This is a genomic window from Bacteroides timonensis (assembly GCF_000513195.1).
GTDB lineage: Bacteria > Bacteroidota > Bacteroidia > Bacteroidales > Bacteroidaceae > Bacteroides > Bacteroides timonensis.
Genome location: NZ_CBVI010000057.1, coordinates 85017 through 100836 on the forward strand (window position 1 = coordinate 85017; position 15820 = coordinate 100836).

At 43.4% G+C, this 15820-nt stretch carries 13 protein-coding genes; 8 read left to right on the top strand and 5 right to left on the bottom strand.

The window, feature by feature from the left end; all coding sequences use genetic code 11:
* Window positions 1-3: 3 nt before the first annotated feature.
* Complete coding sequence (locus BN161_RS11895; RefSeq protein ID WP_044266359.1) at window positions 4-2331, top strand: glycosyl hydrolase 115 family protein; 2328 nt, start codon at window positions 4-6, stop codon at window positions 2329-2331.
* A gap of 101 nt (window positions 2332-2432) precedes the next feature.
* Here the strand turns inward: BN161_RS11895 and BN161_RS11900 are convergent, their stop codons facing one another.
* On the bottom strand, window positions 2433-5753 hold the full coding sequence (locus BN161_RS11900; protein ID WP_044266361.1) for a beta-galactosidase: 3321 nt from the start codon (window positions 5751-5753) through the stop codon (window positions 2433-2435).
* Window positions 5754-5926: 173 nt separating this feature from the next.
* Here BN161_RS11900 and BN161_RS11905 point away from each other — a divergent pair, with 173 nt between their 5' ends.
* Window positions 5927-6544 carry a YhcH/YjgK/YiaL family protein gene (locus BN161_RS11905; protein WP_044266363.1) on the top strand — a complete coding sequence of 206 codons (618 nt, stop codon included), beginning with the start codon at window positions 5927-5929 and terminating at the stop codon, window positions 6542-6544.
* A gap of 256 nt (window positions 6545-6800) precedes the next feature.
* Here BN161_RS11905 and BN161_RS11910 read toward each other — a convergent pair whose 3' ends face one another.
* A complete protein-coding gene (locus BN161_RS11910; RefSeq protein ID WP_044266364.1) occupies window positions 6801-7601 on the bottom strand; it encodes a gamma-glutamyl-gamma-aminobutyrate hydrolase family protein in 801 nt (266 codons plus the stop codon).
* 194 nt (window positions 7602-7795) lie between these two features.
* Here BN161_RS11910 and BN161_RS11915 point away from each other — a divergent pair, with 194 nt between their 5' ends.
* The 3 genes from BN161_RS11915 (at window position 7796) to rprY (ending at window position 12475) form a co-directional block, all read left to right on the top strand.
* Entirely contained in the window at window positions 7796-9952 is a 2157-nt protein-coding gene (locus tag BN161_RS11915) for an elongation factor G (protein WP_044266366.1), read from the top strand.
* 275 nt (window positions 9953-10227) lie between these two features.
* On the top strand, window positions 10228-11769 hold the full coding sequence (locus BN161_RS11920) for a sensor histidine kinase (RefSeq protein WP_044266368.1): 1542 nt from the start codon (window positions 10228-10230) through the stop codon (window positions 11767-11769).
* 4 nt (window positions 11770-11773) lie between these two features.
* A complete protein-coding gene (gene rprY / locus BN161_RS11925) occupies window positions 11774-12475 on the top strand; it encodes a response regulator transcription factor RprY (protein WP_007210274.1) in 702 nt (233 codons plus the stop codon).
* Between the two features lie 74 nt (window positions 12476-12549).
* Here rprY and BN161_RS29820 read toward each other — a convergent pair whose 3' ends face one another.
* Both BN161_RS29820 and BN161_RS11930 read right to left on the bottom strand, forming a co-directional pair.
* Window positions 12550-12726, bottom strand: coding sequence for a hypothetical protein (locus BN161_RS29820; protein ID WP_167332524.1), 177 nt, complete (start codon window positions 12724-12726; stop codon window positions 12550-12552).
* Window positions 12727-12915: 189 nt separating this feature from the next.
* Window positions 12916-13362 carry a MarR family winged helix-turn-helix transcriptional regulator gene (locus BN161_RS11930; protein WP_044266371.1) on the bottom strand — a complete coding sequence of 149 codons (447 nt, stop codon included), beginning with the start codon at window positions 13360-13362 and terminating at the stop codon, window positions 12916-12918.
* A gap of 159 nt (window positions 13363-13521) precedes the next feature.
* Here BN161_RS11930 and rpsF point away from each other — a divergent pair, with 159 nt between their 5' ends.
* The 3 genes from rpsF to rplI are packed head-to-tail and all read left to right on the top strand — an operon-like array spanning window position 13522 to window position 14603.
* A complete protein-coding gene (gene rpsF, locus BN161_RS11935) occupies window positions 13522-13866 on the top strand; it encodes a 30S ribosomal protein S6 (protein WP_007210277.1) in 345 nt (114 codons plus the stop codon).
* A gap of 2 nt (window positions 13867-13868) precedes the next feature.
* Window positions 13869-14138 carry a 30S ribosomal protein S18 gene (rpsR, locus tag BN161_RS11940; protein WP_007210278.1) on the top strand — a complete coding sequence of 90 codons (270 nt, stop codon included), beginning with the start codon at window positions 13869-13871 and terminating at the stop codon, window positions 14136-14138.
* A gap of 15 nt (window positions 14139-14153) precedes the next feature.
* The gene (gene rplI, locus BN161_RS11945) at window positions 14154-14603 is read left to right on the top strand and encodes a 50S ribosomal protein L9 (protein WP_044266373.1); all 450 of its coding nucleotides are present in this window, start codon (window positions 14154-14156) and stop codon (window positions 14601-14603) included.
* A 330-nt stretch (window positions 14604-14933) separates the two neighbouring features.
* On the opposite strand, the gene BN161_RS11950 is transcribed toward rplI, so the two are convergent.
* A complete protein-coding gene (locus BN161_RS11950) occupies window positions 14934-15677 on the bottom strand; it encodes a hypothetical protein (RefSeq protein WP_044266375.1) in 744 nt (247 codons plus the stop codon).
* Between the last annotated feature and the right edge of the window lie 143 nt (window positions 15678-15820).

Below are 15820 nucleotides of genomic sequence, written 5' to 3' on the forward strand. Positions count from 1 at the left end.
TATATGAAGAAGGGATTTATAGGTTTAGTTTTTCTTTGGGTGACACAGATTTGTTGTGCACAGTTTAGTCTGCGTTCCGACCAACCGATCAAGTTGGCTTGTGATAATGCGGAAGAGAAGGTAGTGCAAACTGCATTGAAACTGTTTATACGTGATTATCAATCGGTATTTTCTGCATCTGCCGCCGTAGATGTCCGACAAGGGAATATCATAGTAGGTACGGTTGGAAAAAGCCCATTGCTGAAAGCTGTGAGTGCGGACATAAGTGCTTTGGCAGGCAAGAAACAGGCTTTCCTTTTGCAGGTTCTGCCGGATGGAAAATTGCTGGTAGCAGGTAGTGATCCGCATGGTACGGCTTACGGTATCATGGAATTATCCCGCCTGATAGGTGTATCTCCCTGGGAATGGTGGGCGGATGTAACACCGGAGAAGAAGACTTCTTTTGTGCTGTCGGCAGAGTATCAGACATTGCAATCGCCTTCCGTGGAATATCGGGGTATATTTATCAATGACGAAGACTGGGGATTGATGCCTTGGAGTAGTCAGACGTATGAACCGTCGGATATAAAAGGACATATCGGTCCGAAGACGAATGCACGTATCTTTGAACTGTTGCTGCGTTTACGTGCCAATACCTATTGGCCTGCGATGCACGAATGTACTTTGCCTTTCTTCCTAACGGAGGGAAACAGGAAAGTTGCGGAAGAATATGGTATTTTTATAGGTTCATCGCATTGCGAGCCGATGGTGTGTAGTGCTGCCGGTGAGTGGCGCCGTCGCGGTCAGGGGGATTATGACTATGTGAATAATAGTGCGTCTGTTTATAAATTCTGGGAAGACCGGGTGAAAGAGGTTGCTCAACAAGGTAATATCTATACTTTGGGTATGCGTGGTGTACACGACGGACAGATGCAGGGAGCCAAAACCGTAGCAGAACAGAAAGCTGTATTGGAACGTGTGCTTAAAGATCAGCGCGGACTCTTGCAGAAGTATGTCAATAAAGATGTTACAGCTATTCCGCAAGCATTTATTCCTTATAAAGAGGTGTTGGATATTTATAATGCCGGCTTACAAGTGCCTGATGATGTAACGTTGATCTGGTGTGATGATAATTACGGGTATATCCGTCACTTCCCGACGGTGGAAGAGCGTGCCCGTAAAGGAGGTAACGGTATTTATTACCATGTATCTTACTGGGGCCGTCCTCACGATTATCTTTGGTTGGGAACTTTCAGTCCTTATCTACTCCATCAACAAATGAAGTTGGCTTACGACCGTGGCATTCAGAAGATATGGGTATTGAATGTAGGTGATATCAAGCCTGCGGAATATCAGATAGAGCTTTTCCTGGATATGGCGTGGAACATAGATGAAGTGAACGAAATAGGAGTCACTGCCCATCTGAAATCCTGGTTGGAGCGGGAATTTGGAAGTAATTGTGCTGAGGAACTGTTGCCTGCCATGGAAGCACATTACCAGCTATCTTACATCCGTAAGCCCGAATTTATGGGAAATACGCGTGAAGAAGAGCGTGATCCGAAATACAAGGTAATTAAAGATCTGCCTTGGAGCGAGCAAACCATTAGTGAGCGTCTGAGATCTTATATCGTCTTGTCCGATGTTGTCGAGAGAATGGAGAGTAACATTCCGGCGGACAGGCAGGATGCTTACTTCCAGCTTGTGAAATATCCGGTGCAGGCCGCTGCACAAATGAATCGGAAAATTCTGACTGCCCAGCTTGCCCGTCACTCTAAGGCTGACTGGAAACAAAGTGATGCTGCCTTTGACAGCATTACATCCTTGACGCAGCAATATAATTCATTGCAGAATGGCAAATGGAACCGCATGATGGATTTTCAACCCCGTAAGTTGCCGGTATTCAAGCGTGTAGAGCATACTGCCGCTACCGAGCCTATGGTGACAGACCGGAAAATGCTCTGCAAATGGAATGCTATGGAGTGTACGTATGGGAAACCTGTTCCGTGCGAGGGCTTGGGGTATGAAAGAAAAGCGGCGGGTATCCGTAAAGGTTCTTCTCTGACCTTCGCTTTTGATGATTATGGAAAAGATTCTGTTGAAGTTGAAATCAGACTATTGCCAAGTCATCCACTGGATGAGAAACAGCTTCGTTTCGCTATATCTGTAGATGAGGCTATTCCGCAAACGGTATCTTATGAGACGAAAGGACGCAGCGAAGAATGGAAAGAGAATGTATTGCGTAATCAGGCTATTCGGAAAGTGACTTTACCGATTAATAAACAGGCTTCTCATAAGTTGGTTATTACGGCTTTGGATGAAGGAGTGGTGCTGGACCAGGTGATACTCTATTAAGATCTCACCCCAGAGTAGCACGGAGTCCCACGGAGTTCTATTGATTTAAAATCAAATGAATGAACTCCGTGGGACTCCGTATTACTCTGGGGTGAAACAGATTAGTATTTGAAGTTTTCCCCCTTCACATAAATCTTGAAATCCTTGATGCCTCCCGGTACTTCGCTTTCCATTCGGGGCAAGCATTGGAAACCTGTCAATGCATGACTGGCGCCCAGATCGATTACAATCGTATGCGGATAAGGACTACCTTTCTCTGTGCTCCAATAGGTGGATTCCTGAAGATCGAAAGTCTTGTCGGCAGAGCGGTTGACGTGAGCTACGTCTTCGCTGTCGGAATACTTCACAGTCCAAGGCTCGCGGGACAGACGGCTACCATCCTTGTCCAAGAAATACATTTCGGCAATACAAGCCAGGTCTTTTCCATCCTGTGAGTTTAATGCTTCAATGCAAACATAGCGTCCGGTGACCGGTTTGTTGAATTTAACTTCCTGCCAGCCGTTACCCGGTTTGAAACTTCCCGTAAATATAGGCTTTTCACCTGACAAGTTCAGGTTTTCGCCTTCATTGCGATGTGTCAAGGGTTTCTGTACAAGCAGCTGGTCAAGGAGCGGTTCACTTAAACCTTCGGACTTAGCTTCTTTAGGACCTACGATATCGAAAACTACGATTTCATTCTCACCTTTCTTCAACCAGCATCCCGGTACATAAAGAGTCTGCTGAGGACCGATCTCCCAGATACGGCCTAATGCATAACCGTTCACATAAACCAATCCTTTGCCCCATGTCTCGAAGTTCAGGAAAGTATCGCTCGGTTTCTTCACCTGGAATTTAGCACGGTAAACACCCGGAATACGTTGTCCGAGACGGTCTGTCAATGACTCTATCGGCTGGAACTTCATGCCCTGATAGAATTCATAGGTATCTTCAATGTTGAAAACTTCCCAGTTCTTCAGGTTGCAAACGAAAGGATATCCGTTGATGTCCATAGAAAGTTCTACGTTTTTCGTGATTCCTTTGAAGTCTTTGATGGCACGACCGAAGTTGATGCGACCCATGGCTTCTACCAGAATATCAAGTCTAGAACCTTTGACGCAGGCGGGGAGTACCAATTGCTTTTCACCGTTTCTTCTATCGAGTTTGCCGATGTATTTCCCGTCTAGGAATACCTGTGCATAGTCGTGCGCATCGTTCACTGTGAGGGTAGCGGGCGACTTCAATTCAGGCAGGGTAGTGCGGTAGAGGATGCTTCCGAAGCCTTGGTTGTATTCTTCCATGGTGCGGATGTTTTCATCCTTCTTTGCTGTGGGCAGGTTCTCGAACAATGGCGCCATTTCTGTGAATCTGAAAGCAGGGATGCTGATAGGTTTGATCAGTGCAGGTACTTTCGCCTGTTTCTCACCATCCATGTATTTCGCCATGGCTTCTCTCAGCGCCCAATACTTAGGAGTTGTCTGACCGGATTCACTGATAGGCGCATCGTAATCGTAAGACGTCACGTCGGGTGCAAAGCCGGGAGAGTTGGCGCCTGCCCAGTGTCCCCAGTTCGTACCTCCGTGTGTCATATACAGGCTGAATGAAATGCCTCTCGATAACATATCATCGATACCTTTGATCATATCAGCGGCAGGACGCGTTTCGTGGTTGGCACCCCATTTGTCGAACCAACCGCTCCAGAATTCAGAACACATCAGCGGACTGTTGGGACGAAGTTGTTTCAGTTTGGCAAATTGCTGGTCGACGTTGGCACCTGTACCGAAGTTCATGGTCCAGATCAGATCGTCGAGTCCGTTCAGGGTGAAGTTAGAGGCCCAGTCGCATTGGAACAGAGCGATGTCATTTCCGAAGTTGGCACGTACGATGTCTCTGATTTGGGATACATAACCCTTATCTTCTCCGTAAGATCCATATTCGTTTTCTACCTGTACCATGATGATGGGGCCGCCATTGGCAATCGTCAGGTCTTTCACTTGCTTGGCTACGGCTTCTTCGAACAGAGCTACACGTTCAATGAAGTAAGGATCGGATTCGCGCAGACGTACATCCTTTTTCTTAAGCAGCCACCACGGCAGACCACCCATTTCCCATTCGGCGCAAACATACGGTCCGGGGCGGAGGATGACATACATATCATTTTGCTGGCACAGACGGCAGAACTCGGCCAGGTCGTTTTGCTCCGTAAAGTCATATACGCCGGGTTGCGGTTCGTGAGAGTTCCAGAACACATAGAGGCAAACGGTATTCATACCCAGTGCTTTGCACAACTTGATGCGTTGGTCCCAATAAGGTTTCGGGATGCGTGGGTAGTGCAGTTCGGCGGCTTTAACTACAAATGGTTTGCCATTTAGCAGGAAAGTTCCTTTGCCGGCTTCAAAACGACCTTGATCGGCAAAGCTGTCGAAGTTCCATTTGTCACGCCAGGGAATGGTGATTTTATCACCTTCGAAGGAGAAAGGAAGCCATACATAACGTGAGTTTTCCAGGTCTTTCTTATTCCAGCGGTCGAACATGGCAATGTACATGTCTTTCTTGTCCATAACTTTCTGCACGTAAGTGCTTTGAGCATAGAATGTCTTGTCGGCATCTGTTCCGGTACAAGGGTTGCCGATTGTTTTCCATTCACCCATAATGGAATCTGCCACAGCCAGTTCAGCCTGGTTGGGATCCCAACCGGTACAGCCGGAAGAGAGCATGTAGTATTTTCCGTTACGCTTGAAGACGGCGGGAGCTTCGCGGCTTTCCTTGACGAAGTTACGGGTGTAGCGTCCGCTCGGTCTTTGATAATCGTCCGTTAATTCGCTAATGTACAGCGTTGCATTGTTTTCTGACGAATAAAAGTGGTAGGCACGGCCATCATCGTCTACGAATACGGTTTGGTCGCGGCTCATGGCACCGTTGGGGCGGAAACTGCCCAGATAGGTGAATTCTCCGGTAGGGGAGTCACTGATGGCTACTCCGGCGCATGCCTTGCTGTAGTCGGCACTTTCCACGTGTGCCCACATCACGAATTTCTTGGTTTTTGGGTTATAAATCACCTTCGGACGTTCCAGTACCTTGCTGGTGTGCAGGTCGTGGCCTTGGTCGTCCTTCACTGCGGGAAGCACGATACCTTCGAACTTCCAGTTCAGCAGGTCTTTGGATGAATAGCAACTCACGCCGGTTACATCCGTGCGGTAACACTCCCATGTGGCCCATTCGGGCAGGATGGTTTTACCTTTTTTGTACTCACCGTACCAGTAGTACGTTCCTTCATGGTAGAGGATACCGCCGCCATGTGCATTGATGGGGTTACCGTCGGTGTCGTTCCATACTTCACCCGGTACGATGGCATTGTTGGTGGTTACTTGTTTTTGGGCTTGCGCTGTAGCGGCTCCAAACAAACAGGCAACAACTAATGTCATACTCCAGAAAATGTTTCTCATGATTTGAATGGTTTATTGTTAGTTTACGAATTAATTTCTGTTGCAAAGATAAGAACGACTTATCATTTAATGTTCCACAAATAATTCAATATAGGTAGACAGATGTTTCAATTTAATACGATTTATAATTTATATCTTTGTAGTCAGTAAACGAAATTATAGAAAACATTAACATGAAACACTTACAATGGTTATTGGCAACTGCTTGTATGCTTGCGGTTTGTCTGTCTGTCTCTGCTCAAAGTGGCAAGAAAGTAAAAAGTATCTCGCCTGAAAAATGGGTAAAATCGAAAGTCTGGAGTGAAGGTTTGAAGGCGAAGCCCCATTCTTCTACGAATTTAGCGGAATTCAAAGCGCAGTACGAAGCGAATCCGGAACAATGGAAGGCGGCTTTTCGCTGGTTGGCGTCGCACGACCTGACTACTATCGAGAAGGGAAAACATCCGATAGAAGGAACGTCACTTGTGGTTTCTGTTGAAGATAGTAAGAATGAACCGTTAGAGAAGCGGACATCCGAATCACACCGGAAACATATAGATTTGCAATATGTGGTGAAAGGAACGGAACGTTTTGCATTGCTGGATCATGAGTCTTCAAAGGCTAATTGCGAATATAGCGAGAAGAAAGATGTTATTCACTATGATTTTGATCCGGAAAAAACTACCTTTATCGACTCTGTTCCCGGTGAGTTTTTCTTGTTCTTCCCGTCCGACTGGCATATTGCAAAGATAGCTACGGATAAGGAAGATCAGGATATAAGGGTGATCGTGATTAAGTTGGATTATATGTGATACACGCGCGTACCTATATTATAATAATGGCCTCATCTTATGAAATAAGTCTATTGATAAAAGTAAAGGTGTAGTCGTAAGATTGCGCCCTTTCTTGTGATTAGGAGGAGAGATACTTTAGCTTTGTCAGGCTCTTGTTTGTTTCATTTTGTTTCTTCCCACTGAAACAAAAGTTTCTTGCCTGAGAAACAAGAGTGCCTTAACTGAGAAACAAAAGTGCCTTGCCTATGCCTTTCGGGATGAGTAGGCACCGGGTTTATTTATTCCTTCGAAATGCCGCCGCTTTATCAACCAGAAAGTGGAAGAACCTGGCAGATATACTATCGCCTGCTACTGTTAATGCTTCCGGGTGGAACTGTACTCCCCAAATGGGCTTTCCATTGATATTTTCAATGGCTTCAGGAATACTATCCGTGGCCCATGCCGTGATGCGGAAACCGGGTGCTGCCAGCTTCACCGCCTGGTGATGATGCGTATTTGTGAAAAGCTCCGTTTGCCCCGTAATCTGAGCTATCGTGGAGCCTTGCAGGAGATGAACCGTATGCGTGGGCACGCTGCTCGGTTCTTTTTGATTATGTCGTACGGTAGTGTCCGGGTATTGTGCCGGTATGTCCTGATAGAGTGTCCCGCCGAACGCTACATTTATCAATTGCTCACCCCTACAGATGCCTAACATCGGTACATTGCGCTGTGCTGCAAGACGAATCAGGGCGATGTCGTAAACATCGCGTAGCGAATCAACCTCCCCCAGTTGCTCGATAGGTTCTTCATTATAATAAGAAGGGTGAATGTCAGCCCCTCCTATTAATATAATTGCATCCAGCCGGCTGACGATATCCGCCAACACCGTACTGTCCGTTGTGATAGGGATGAGCATCGGGGTACCTCCGGCTTGTATCACAGATTCTGTGTAAGTCATTCGGGCAGTCGAATAATCATTGGGGTGGGAGCAGGATATGCCGATCAATGGCCGTTGCCTGTGCGAGGCACCATTGGATTGGCATCCGCTGAACAATAGAAGAATCAACAGCGTGGTGACGGATAGCAGTGCTTTCATTGTAAGTTTAAAGATTAGTGATTTACGCTGTAAAGTTAAGAAAATCTTTCTGTTAGTCGTGATGTGTTACATAACATAGTTTAGTAACACTATCGATTTATTGCTTTTCTTTTGATAAATTCATAATTTGCGCCTCACAAAAATTAAGGGTATGCGAAGGCATACTGAGTTATTCATTTTAAATCTTATATATCATGAAAGTATATCAGACGAATGAAATTAAGAACATTGCCCTGCTTGGCAATGATGGCTCGGGTAAAACCACTCTCACAGAAGCGCTGCTCTTTGAGAGTGGTATTATAAAACGTCGCGGCAGAATTACTGCCAAGAATACAGTCAGCGATTACTTCCCGGTGGAGCAAGAATATGGCTATTCTGTGTTTTCCACCGTTTTCCATGTGGAGTGGAACGGTAAAAAACTTAATATTATAGACTGTCCGGGAAGTGATGACTTTGTTGGAGCTGCCATGACAGCACTCAATGTTACCGATACTGCAATATTACTTCTGAATGGCCAATATGGTCCTGAAGTGGGTACCCAAAATCATTTCCGATATACAGAAAAGTTAGGCAAACCGGTGATTTTCCTGGTGAACCAGCTTGACCATGAGAAGTGTGATTATGATATGGTACTGGAGCAGTTGAGGTCTGCTTATGGTTCGAAGGTAGTTCCCGTGCAATATCCGTTGGCTACCGGACCGAACTTTAATTCGTTGATTGATGTACTTTTGATGAAAAAATATTCGTGGGGCCCCGAAGGTGGTGCACCCACCATTGAAGATGTTCCTGCAGAGGAATTGGAAAAAGCAACCGAACTGCATAAAGCATTGGTAGAAGCTGCTGCTGAACACGATGAAAGCCTGATGGAGAAATTCTTTGAACAGTATTCACTGACAGAAGACGAAATGCGCGAGGGTATCCGTAAAGGTTTGGCTTCACGTGGCATGTTCCCCGTATTCTGTGTTTGTGCAGGTAAAGATATGGGTGTGCGTCGTTTGATGGAATTCCTGGGTAATGTGGTTCCGTTTGTAAACGAGATGCCGCCCGTACACAATACCCGTGGCGAGGTTGTGGAACCGGATCCGAATGGACCTACTTCTCTCTATTTCTTCAAGACCGCTGTTGAACCTCATATCGGTGACGTTCAATACTTCAAGGTTATGAGCGGTAAAGTGCACGAAGGTGAAGATTTTACGAATGCCGACCGTGGTTCGAAAGAGCGTATCGCTCAGATTTATGCCTGTGCAGGTGCCAACCGTATTAAGGTGGAAGAAATGGTGGCCGGTGATATCGGTTGTACTGTGAAATTAAAAGATGTGCATACAGGTAATACTCTGAATGGTAAGGGTACTGAAAACCGTTTCAACTTTGTCAAATATCCCAATTCAAAATATTCCCGTGCTATCAAACCCGTGAATGAGGCCGATACGGAAAAGATGATGGCCATATTGAACCGTATGCGCGAGGAAGATCCGACTTGGGTGATAGAGCAGTCCAAGGAATTGCGCCAGACTATTGTTCACGGACAGGGTGAATTCCACTTGCGTACGTTGAAATGGCGTTTGGAGAATAATGAAAAGTTGCAAATCAAATATGAGGAACCGAGAATTCCGTATCGTGAAACCATTACAAAGGCGGCTCGTGCAGACTATCGCCATAAGAAACAATCGGGTGGTGCAGGCCAGTTTGGTGAGGTGCATCTGATTGTAGAACCTTATTACGAAGGTATGCCGCTGCCTGATACTTATAAGTTTGGTGCGCAGGAGTTTAAGATGAACGTGAAAGGTACCGAAGAAATCCCATTGGAATGGGGCGGTAAATTGGTATTTATTAATAGTATCGTAGGTGGTTCTATTGACGCGCGTTTCATGCCGGCTATCCTGAAAGGTATCATGTCTCGTATGGAACAAGGTCCGTTGACCGGTTCGTACGCTCGTGATGTACGTGTTATCGTGTATGATGGTAAGATGCACCCGGTAGACTCCAATGAAATTTCCTTCATGTTGGCCGGCCGTAATGCATTTAGTGAAGCATTCAAGAATGCAGGACCGAAGATCCTTGAACCTATTTATGATGTGGAAGTATTTGTTCCGTCGGATAGAATGGGTGATGTGATGGGTGACTTGCAGGGACGCCGTGCCATGATTATGGGTATGAGTAGTGAAGCCGGTTATGAAAAGCTGAGTGCTAAAGTACCTTTGAAGGAAATGGCATCTTACTCCACAGCCTTGAGTTCTTTGACAGGAGGACGTGCTTCGTTTATCATGAAATTTGCCAGCTATGAACTTGTTCCAAGTGATGTACAAGATAAGTTGGTTAAGGAGTTCGAAGCTAAGCAAGCTGAAGAATAAAAGACTTCACTTCGTCTGTTTTTATAATTTGTTAAAGCCGTTACTCCCTCAGAACGAGGGGTAATGGCTTTTTTATTAACACTGATTAAGAACATGCGTAAATGTGAACGAGAATGATTAATTTTTTATTAAATTTGCAAACCAAACACACGCTGATTTGTTATAATGCTCGTAATGCAACTTAAAAAACTCTTTTCGGTTAATTTACGAGAACTTGCGGTTAAATCAGGTTAATAGGTTAGGAGTGTTAATTAGGGAGTGTTAATTTTGTGACTATGAAGAAGTCAACAATATGGATATTAGGTATCGTTATGGGGTTATCTTTCCTCAGCCTCTTGTATCTGCAAATCAGCTACATAGAGAAGATGGTAAAGATGCGTAACGAGCAATTTGATGAATCTGTGAAGCGTGGACTGATGGCTGCTTCTAAAGAAGTAGAGTCCGCTGAGGTTGCCCGTTGGTTGCGGGAAGACATCTCTGAGGCAGAAAAGAGAGCGTGGGAATTGACTGAGCAAGGGCAGGCATTGGTGCAAACACAACGGTTTACGGTGACGTCGCCGGATGGTTCCAAGTATTCGGCCATGGAACTTCAGACGATCACAAATAAGCCGTCAGAGCTGCCGAGAGCGATGATTTCGCGTAAGCATGGCGCTAAGACGATTCCTAAAACAGCTCGTACACAAATCGATTTAATGAAAGAACGTTATGTGTACCAGCGTGGTTTGTTGGATGAAGTTGCCTTGCAGATGTTATATACGGCAAGTAGCAAGCCGATTGAGGAACGCATCAACTTTAAGAATCTGGATCAGTACTTAAAGTCGGGCTTGGTAGATAATGGCATTGATCTGGAATATCACTTTAAGGTGATCGACCGGGATGGACGGGAAGTATACCGTTGTTCGGACTATGTCGATGAAGGTAGCGAGTATTCTTACTCCCAGCCTTTGTTCCTGAATGATCCACCTGCCCGTATGAGTATCGTAAAGATACATTTTCCGGGCAAAAGAGATTATATTTTCGACTCGATCAACTTTATGATACCGTCGATGATATTCACCTTTGTGTTGCTGATTACGTTTATCTTCACGATTTATATCGTGTTCCGCCAGAAGAAACTGACGGAGATGAAGAATGACTTTATCAATAATATGACGCATGAGTTTAAAACGCCGATATCGACCATTTCGCTGGCGGCGCAGATGTTGAAAGACCCTGCAGTGGGTAAGTCGCCTGCCATGTTCCAGCATATATCGACGGTCATCAATGATGAGACGAAACGGTTGAGGTTCCAGGTGGAGAAGGTGCTCCAGATGTCGATGTTCGACAAGCAAAAGGCTACTTTGAAAATGAAGGAACTGGATGCCAATGAATTGATTACAGGTGTTATTAATACATTCACCTTAAAGGTGGAGCGTTATAACGGTAATATAGAGTCGGAACTGAACGCAACAGACCCGAATATCTTTGCAGATGAAATGCATCTTACGAATGTGATTTTCAATCTGATGGATAATGCGGTGAAGTATAAGAGACCGGATGCGGATTTGGAATTGAAAGTGAAGACCTGGAATGAACCGGGAAAGCTGATGATTTCTATTCAGGATAACGGTATAGGTATTAAGAAAGAAAATTTGAAAAAGATATTTGAAAAGTTCTACCGCGTGCATACAGGTAATCTGCACGATGTGAAAGGCTTTGGATTAGGATTGTCTTATGTGAAGAAGATTATTATGGACCATAAGGGAACCATCCGGGCAGAGAGTGAACTAAACGTTGGAACTAAATTTATTATTGCATTACCTTTACTTAAAAATTAATGATATGGACGAGAAACTGCGTATTTTATTGTGCGAAGATGATGAAAATCTTGGCATGCTTTTAAGAGAATATTTACAGGCAAAAGGTTATTCTGCGGAGTTATATCCCGACGGCGAAGCTGGATACAAAGCTTTTCTGAAGAATAAATATGACTTGTGTGTGTTTGACGTGATGATGCCGAAGAAAGATGGTTTCACTTTGGCTCAGGAAGTGCGTGCTGCAAATGCCGAAATTCCCATCATCTTCTTGACCGCAAAGACACTGAAAGAAGATATTCTGGAAGGCTTTAAAATCGGTGCGGATGATTACATCACCAAGCCGTTCAGCATGGAAGAGCTGACCTTCAGAATTGAAGCAATCCTGAGACGTGTACGTGGAAAGAAGAACAAAGAGAGTAATATCTACAAGATCGGTATGTTTACTTTCGATACACAGAAACAGATTTTGTCAACGCCTGAAAAGCAGACGAAGCTGACTACGAAAGAGTCTGAACTCTTGGGTTTGCTCTGTGCTCATGCTAACGAAATCCTACAGCGTGACTTTGCTTTGAAGACCATCTGGATTGATGATAACTACTTCAATGCACGTAGCATGGATGTGTATATCACGAAGCTGCGTAAGCATCTGAAAGAAGATCCTTCCATTGAAATCATCAACATCCACGGAAAGGGATATAAGTTGATTACACCGGAACCGGAGTCTTGATAGACTCCTTGCTTAAGAATAAAAAAGGCGGTCGCTATCAAAGCAACCGCCTTTTTTTATTCTTTTTCTGACGATTAGTCTGCCAATTTCTTATTGATGATAATGTATGTAACCAATCCCAATACCAACAGGACAGCTGATGTTCCTAAAATGGTATTGTTGTTTACATTACCGGTAAAGGAACATGCAACCAAGATTACAGCTCCCACCAAGACTAATATCAAGCCCAGATTTTTTAATAAACCTTTCATGTGTGTGTATTTTAATAGATTATTATATTCTTGTCACAAAGAAAAGCATAATTCTTTAACAAGCGAAATTATTTTTGCAAAAAAACCATATTTTAATAAAGAATGAAGAATGATGAATGAAAAATGAGGCTGAATACCACATCTTTTGCCTGAACCTCCTCATTCCTCATTCTTCATTCTTCATTTATTTCAGTCTTTCGTATTGAAAAATATTTTTCTTAATACTTCCTGGCTTATGCTCAGCTCTTCTACGGTGATACCGTGTAATGCCTCTTTCAAAGTTTGGTTAGCGATTACCCGTGCGCGTTCTTCCAGTTCTTTTCCATCTTTGGTGAGGTGGATAAGATTGGTGCGGCGGTCTTTTTTATCAGAAATGCGGACTACCAGATGTTGACGTTCCATGTTATCAATCAGGCGCGTCATACTGGGCTTATCCTTAAAAGTTGCATTACACAACTCTTGTTGCGTCACTCCGTCTTTTTCCCACAAAAAGATGAGGACAGTCCACTGTTCCGGAGTAATCTCCAAACCGTTCTGGCGGAAGTTGCGGGACAGTTTTCGGTTGATTGCAGCGGAAACTTTACCGTTCAGGATGGCAAAAATCAGCCGGATGTCAAAGTTAAATTGCTCGATCATGAAATTATTGTTTAAACAACTTTGCAAAGGTAAGTCACTTCTATGATAAATCCTACCTTCGGGCACAAAAAAACATTAAATGTTTGTAGATCAAAATAAAATCCCTACCTTTGCACCGCAAATTTTTAAACGAATTATTAATTCATTAATTAAACAAGTATGAATCAATACGAAACCGTTTTCATTTTAACTCCCGTTTTGTCTGATGTTCAGATGAAGGAAGCGGTAGAAAAATTCAAAGGCATCCTTACTGCTGAAGGTGCTGAGATCGTAAATGAGGAAAACTGGGGACTGAAAAAACTGGCATATCCTATCCAGAAGAAGTCAACTGGTTTCTATCAGCTGATTGAGTTCAATGCAGACCCTACTGTAATTGACAAGTTAGAGCTTAACTTCCGTCGTGATGAGCGCGTTATCCGTTTCTTGACTTTCAAGCAAGACAAGTACGCTGCTGAATACGCTGCGAAGAGAAGAAGTGTTAAATCAACTAAAAAGGAGGATTAATCATGGCACAAGTTCAATCAGAAATCAGATATTTAACTCCGCCGTCAGTGGACGTTAAGAAGAAAAAATATTGCCGTTTCAAAAAGAGTGGTATTAAGTATATCGACTATAAGGATCCTGAATTCTTGAAGAAATTCTTGAATGAGCAAGGTAAGATACTTCCGCGTCGCATCACCGGTACTTCTTTGAAGTTCCAACGTCGTGTAGCTCAAGCTGTAAAGAGAGCCCGTCACTTGGCATTGCTGCCTTATGTAACTGACATGATGAAATAATAGGAGGAGGAAAGTATGGAAATTATATTGAAAGAAGACATTGTAAACTTGGGTTATAAGAACGACATCGTAACTGTTAAGTCTGGTTATGGTCGTAACTACCTCATCCCGACAGGTAAAGCTGTGATTGCTTCTCCTGCTGCAAAGAAAATGTTGGCTGAAGATTTGAAGCAACGTGCTCACAAATTGGAAAAAATCAAGAAGGATGCTGAAGCATTGGCAGCTAAATTGGAAGGCGTATCTTTGAAGATCGCTACTAAAGTTAGCTCAACCGGTACTATCTTCGGTTCTGTTGGTAACATCCAGATTGCAGATGAATTGGCTAAGTTAGGTCATGAAATTGACCGTAAGATCATCGTTGTAAAAGATGCTGTGAAAGAAGTTGGTCAGTACAAAGCTATCGTTAAGTTACACAAGGAAGTTTCTGTAGAGATTCCTTTCGAAGTTGTTGCTGAAGAAGCATAATTGAATACTTCATATATAGAAAAAGTCCGGTTTCCGAAAAGGAGCCGGCTTTTTTGTTTTACTTACTCATATTCTTTCTCAATGGCAGCTACTGCTTTATCAATGGCTTGTAAATATTGACCGTATATTTGGACAGGATTCGAGTGGGTATCATAAATGCTCTTTATTAAGGTAGTTCCTTCCGGACTCCTCTGTTCATTTTGTTGTTTTTATAGGATGTAGCTGTTTTGTAAGCCCTCTCTATAGTCGTATAAGTTTTTATAAGTTGGGTGGCTATTTTTTTATTATCAATACTTTGTGATTGTATTTGTTCCTTTGGTTTGTGCAGGATTACTTATACTCCTTGTCAATTGCTGCAATGGTTTCATCAAGTTCTTCTATACTGGCAAAAAAATGAGTTTTGGGATTAAGGATATTGGGCATGGTCTGGAGTAGACCTAAGCCTTCTGGTAAAGTGAGTACCAGGTAAAGTTCTTCCGACAGGTCATTTTCTTCAGAGTATTCAACTTTTTCTCTTTTTTTTATTTGGTTGTAAAAGCAAGCAGCTACTTGGGGATTGGCATTGAATTCATCTTGTGCCTGTTTTTTGTACTCCTTATACATTTCGAAAGAGGATTCTGCGGTTTTGATTGTTCCGTATGCTTTTATAATTTGCAGGGAAAGTTCCTTATTCTTGATCTTTTGGATGAGTGAAGATGTTTTGAGCATTTCCATGGCATCATTGATGAATGTGTACTTACTCCATTGAAAAATAACAGGTAAATATTGTTTCACAGAGTCTTGAGAGATTTCATCCTTCTTGTTTTTATGTTCAAACAGATATCGTGCGGCATTTTGTTCGAATACTACTCTGCTTCCCATCTCCTTCAATGTTTCTCTGTTTAGAATTAGTTCGCTTTTAACCAACTGTATAGACTTCTCAACTTCTTTTTGGGTATTTCGTTCTGAAATCCAGTCACTTCCAACAAAGGTGATAATGATGCCTAATACTACGGCGATGAGATTGCGGACGAAATCACCTAACTTATACTCTTTGGCTATGTACTTTAGTTTGTCTGACAGTTTTATTTTCATAATATTATTATTTAGTGTTTTAAGGCAAAGATAGGCATTATTTGAAACAAAAAAAGAAAAGAAGTATAAGAAATAATGTTGTAGGGCTAAGGAAACAAAAGGGCATAAAAAAAGTCTGTTCGTGCTTTTGCACGTCAGACTTT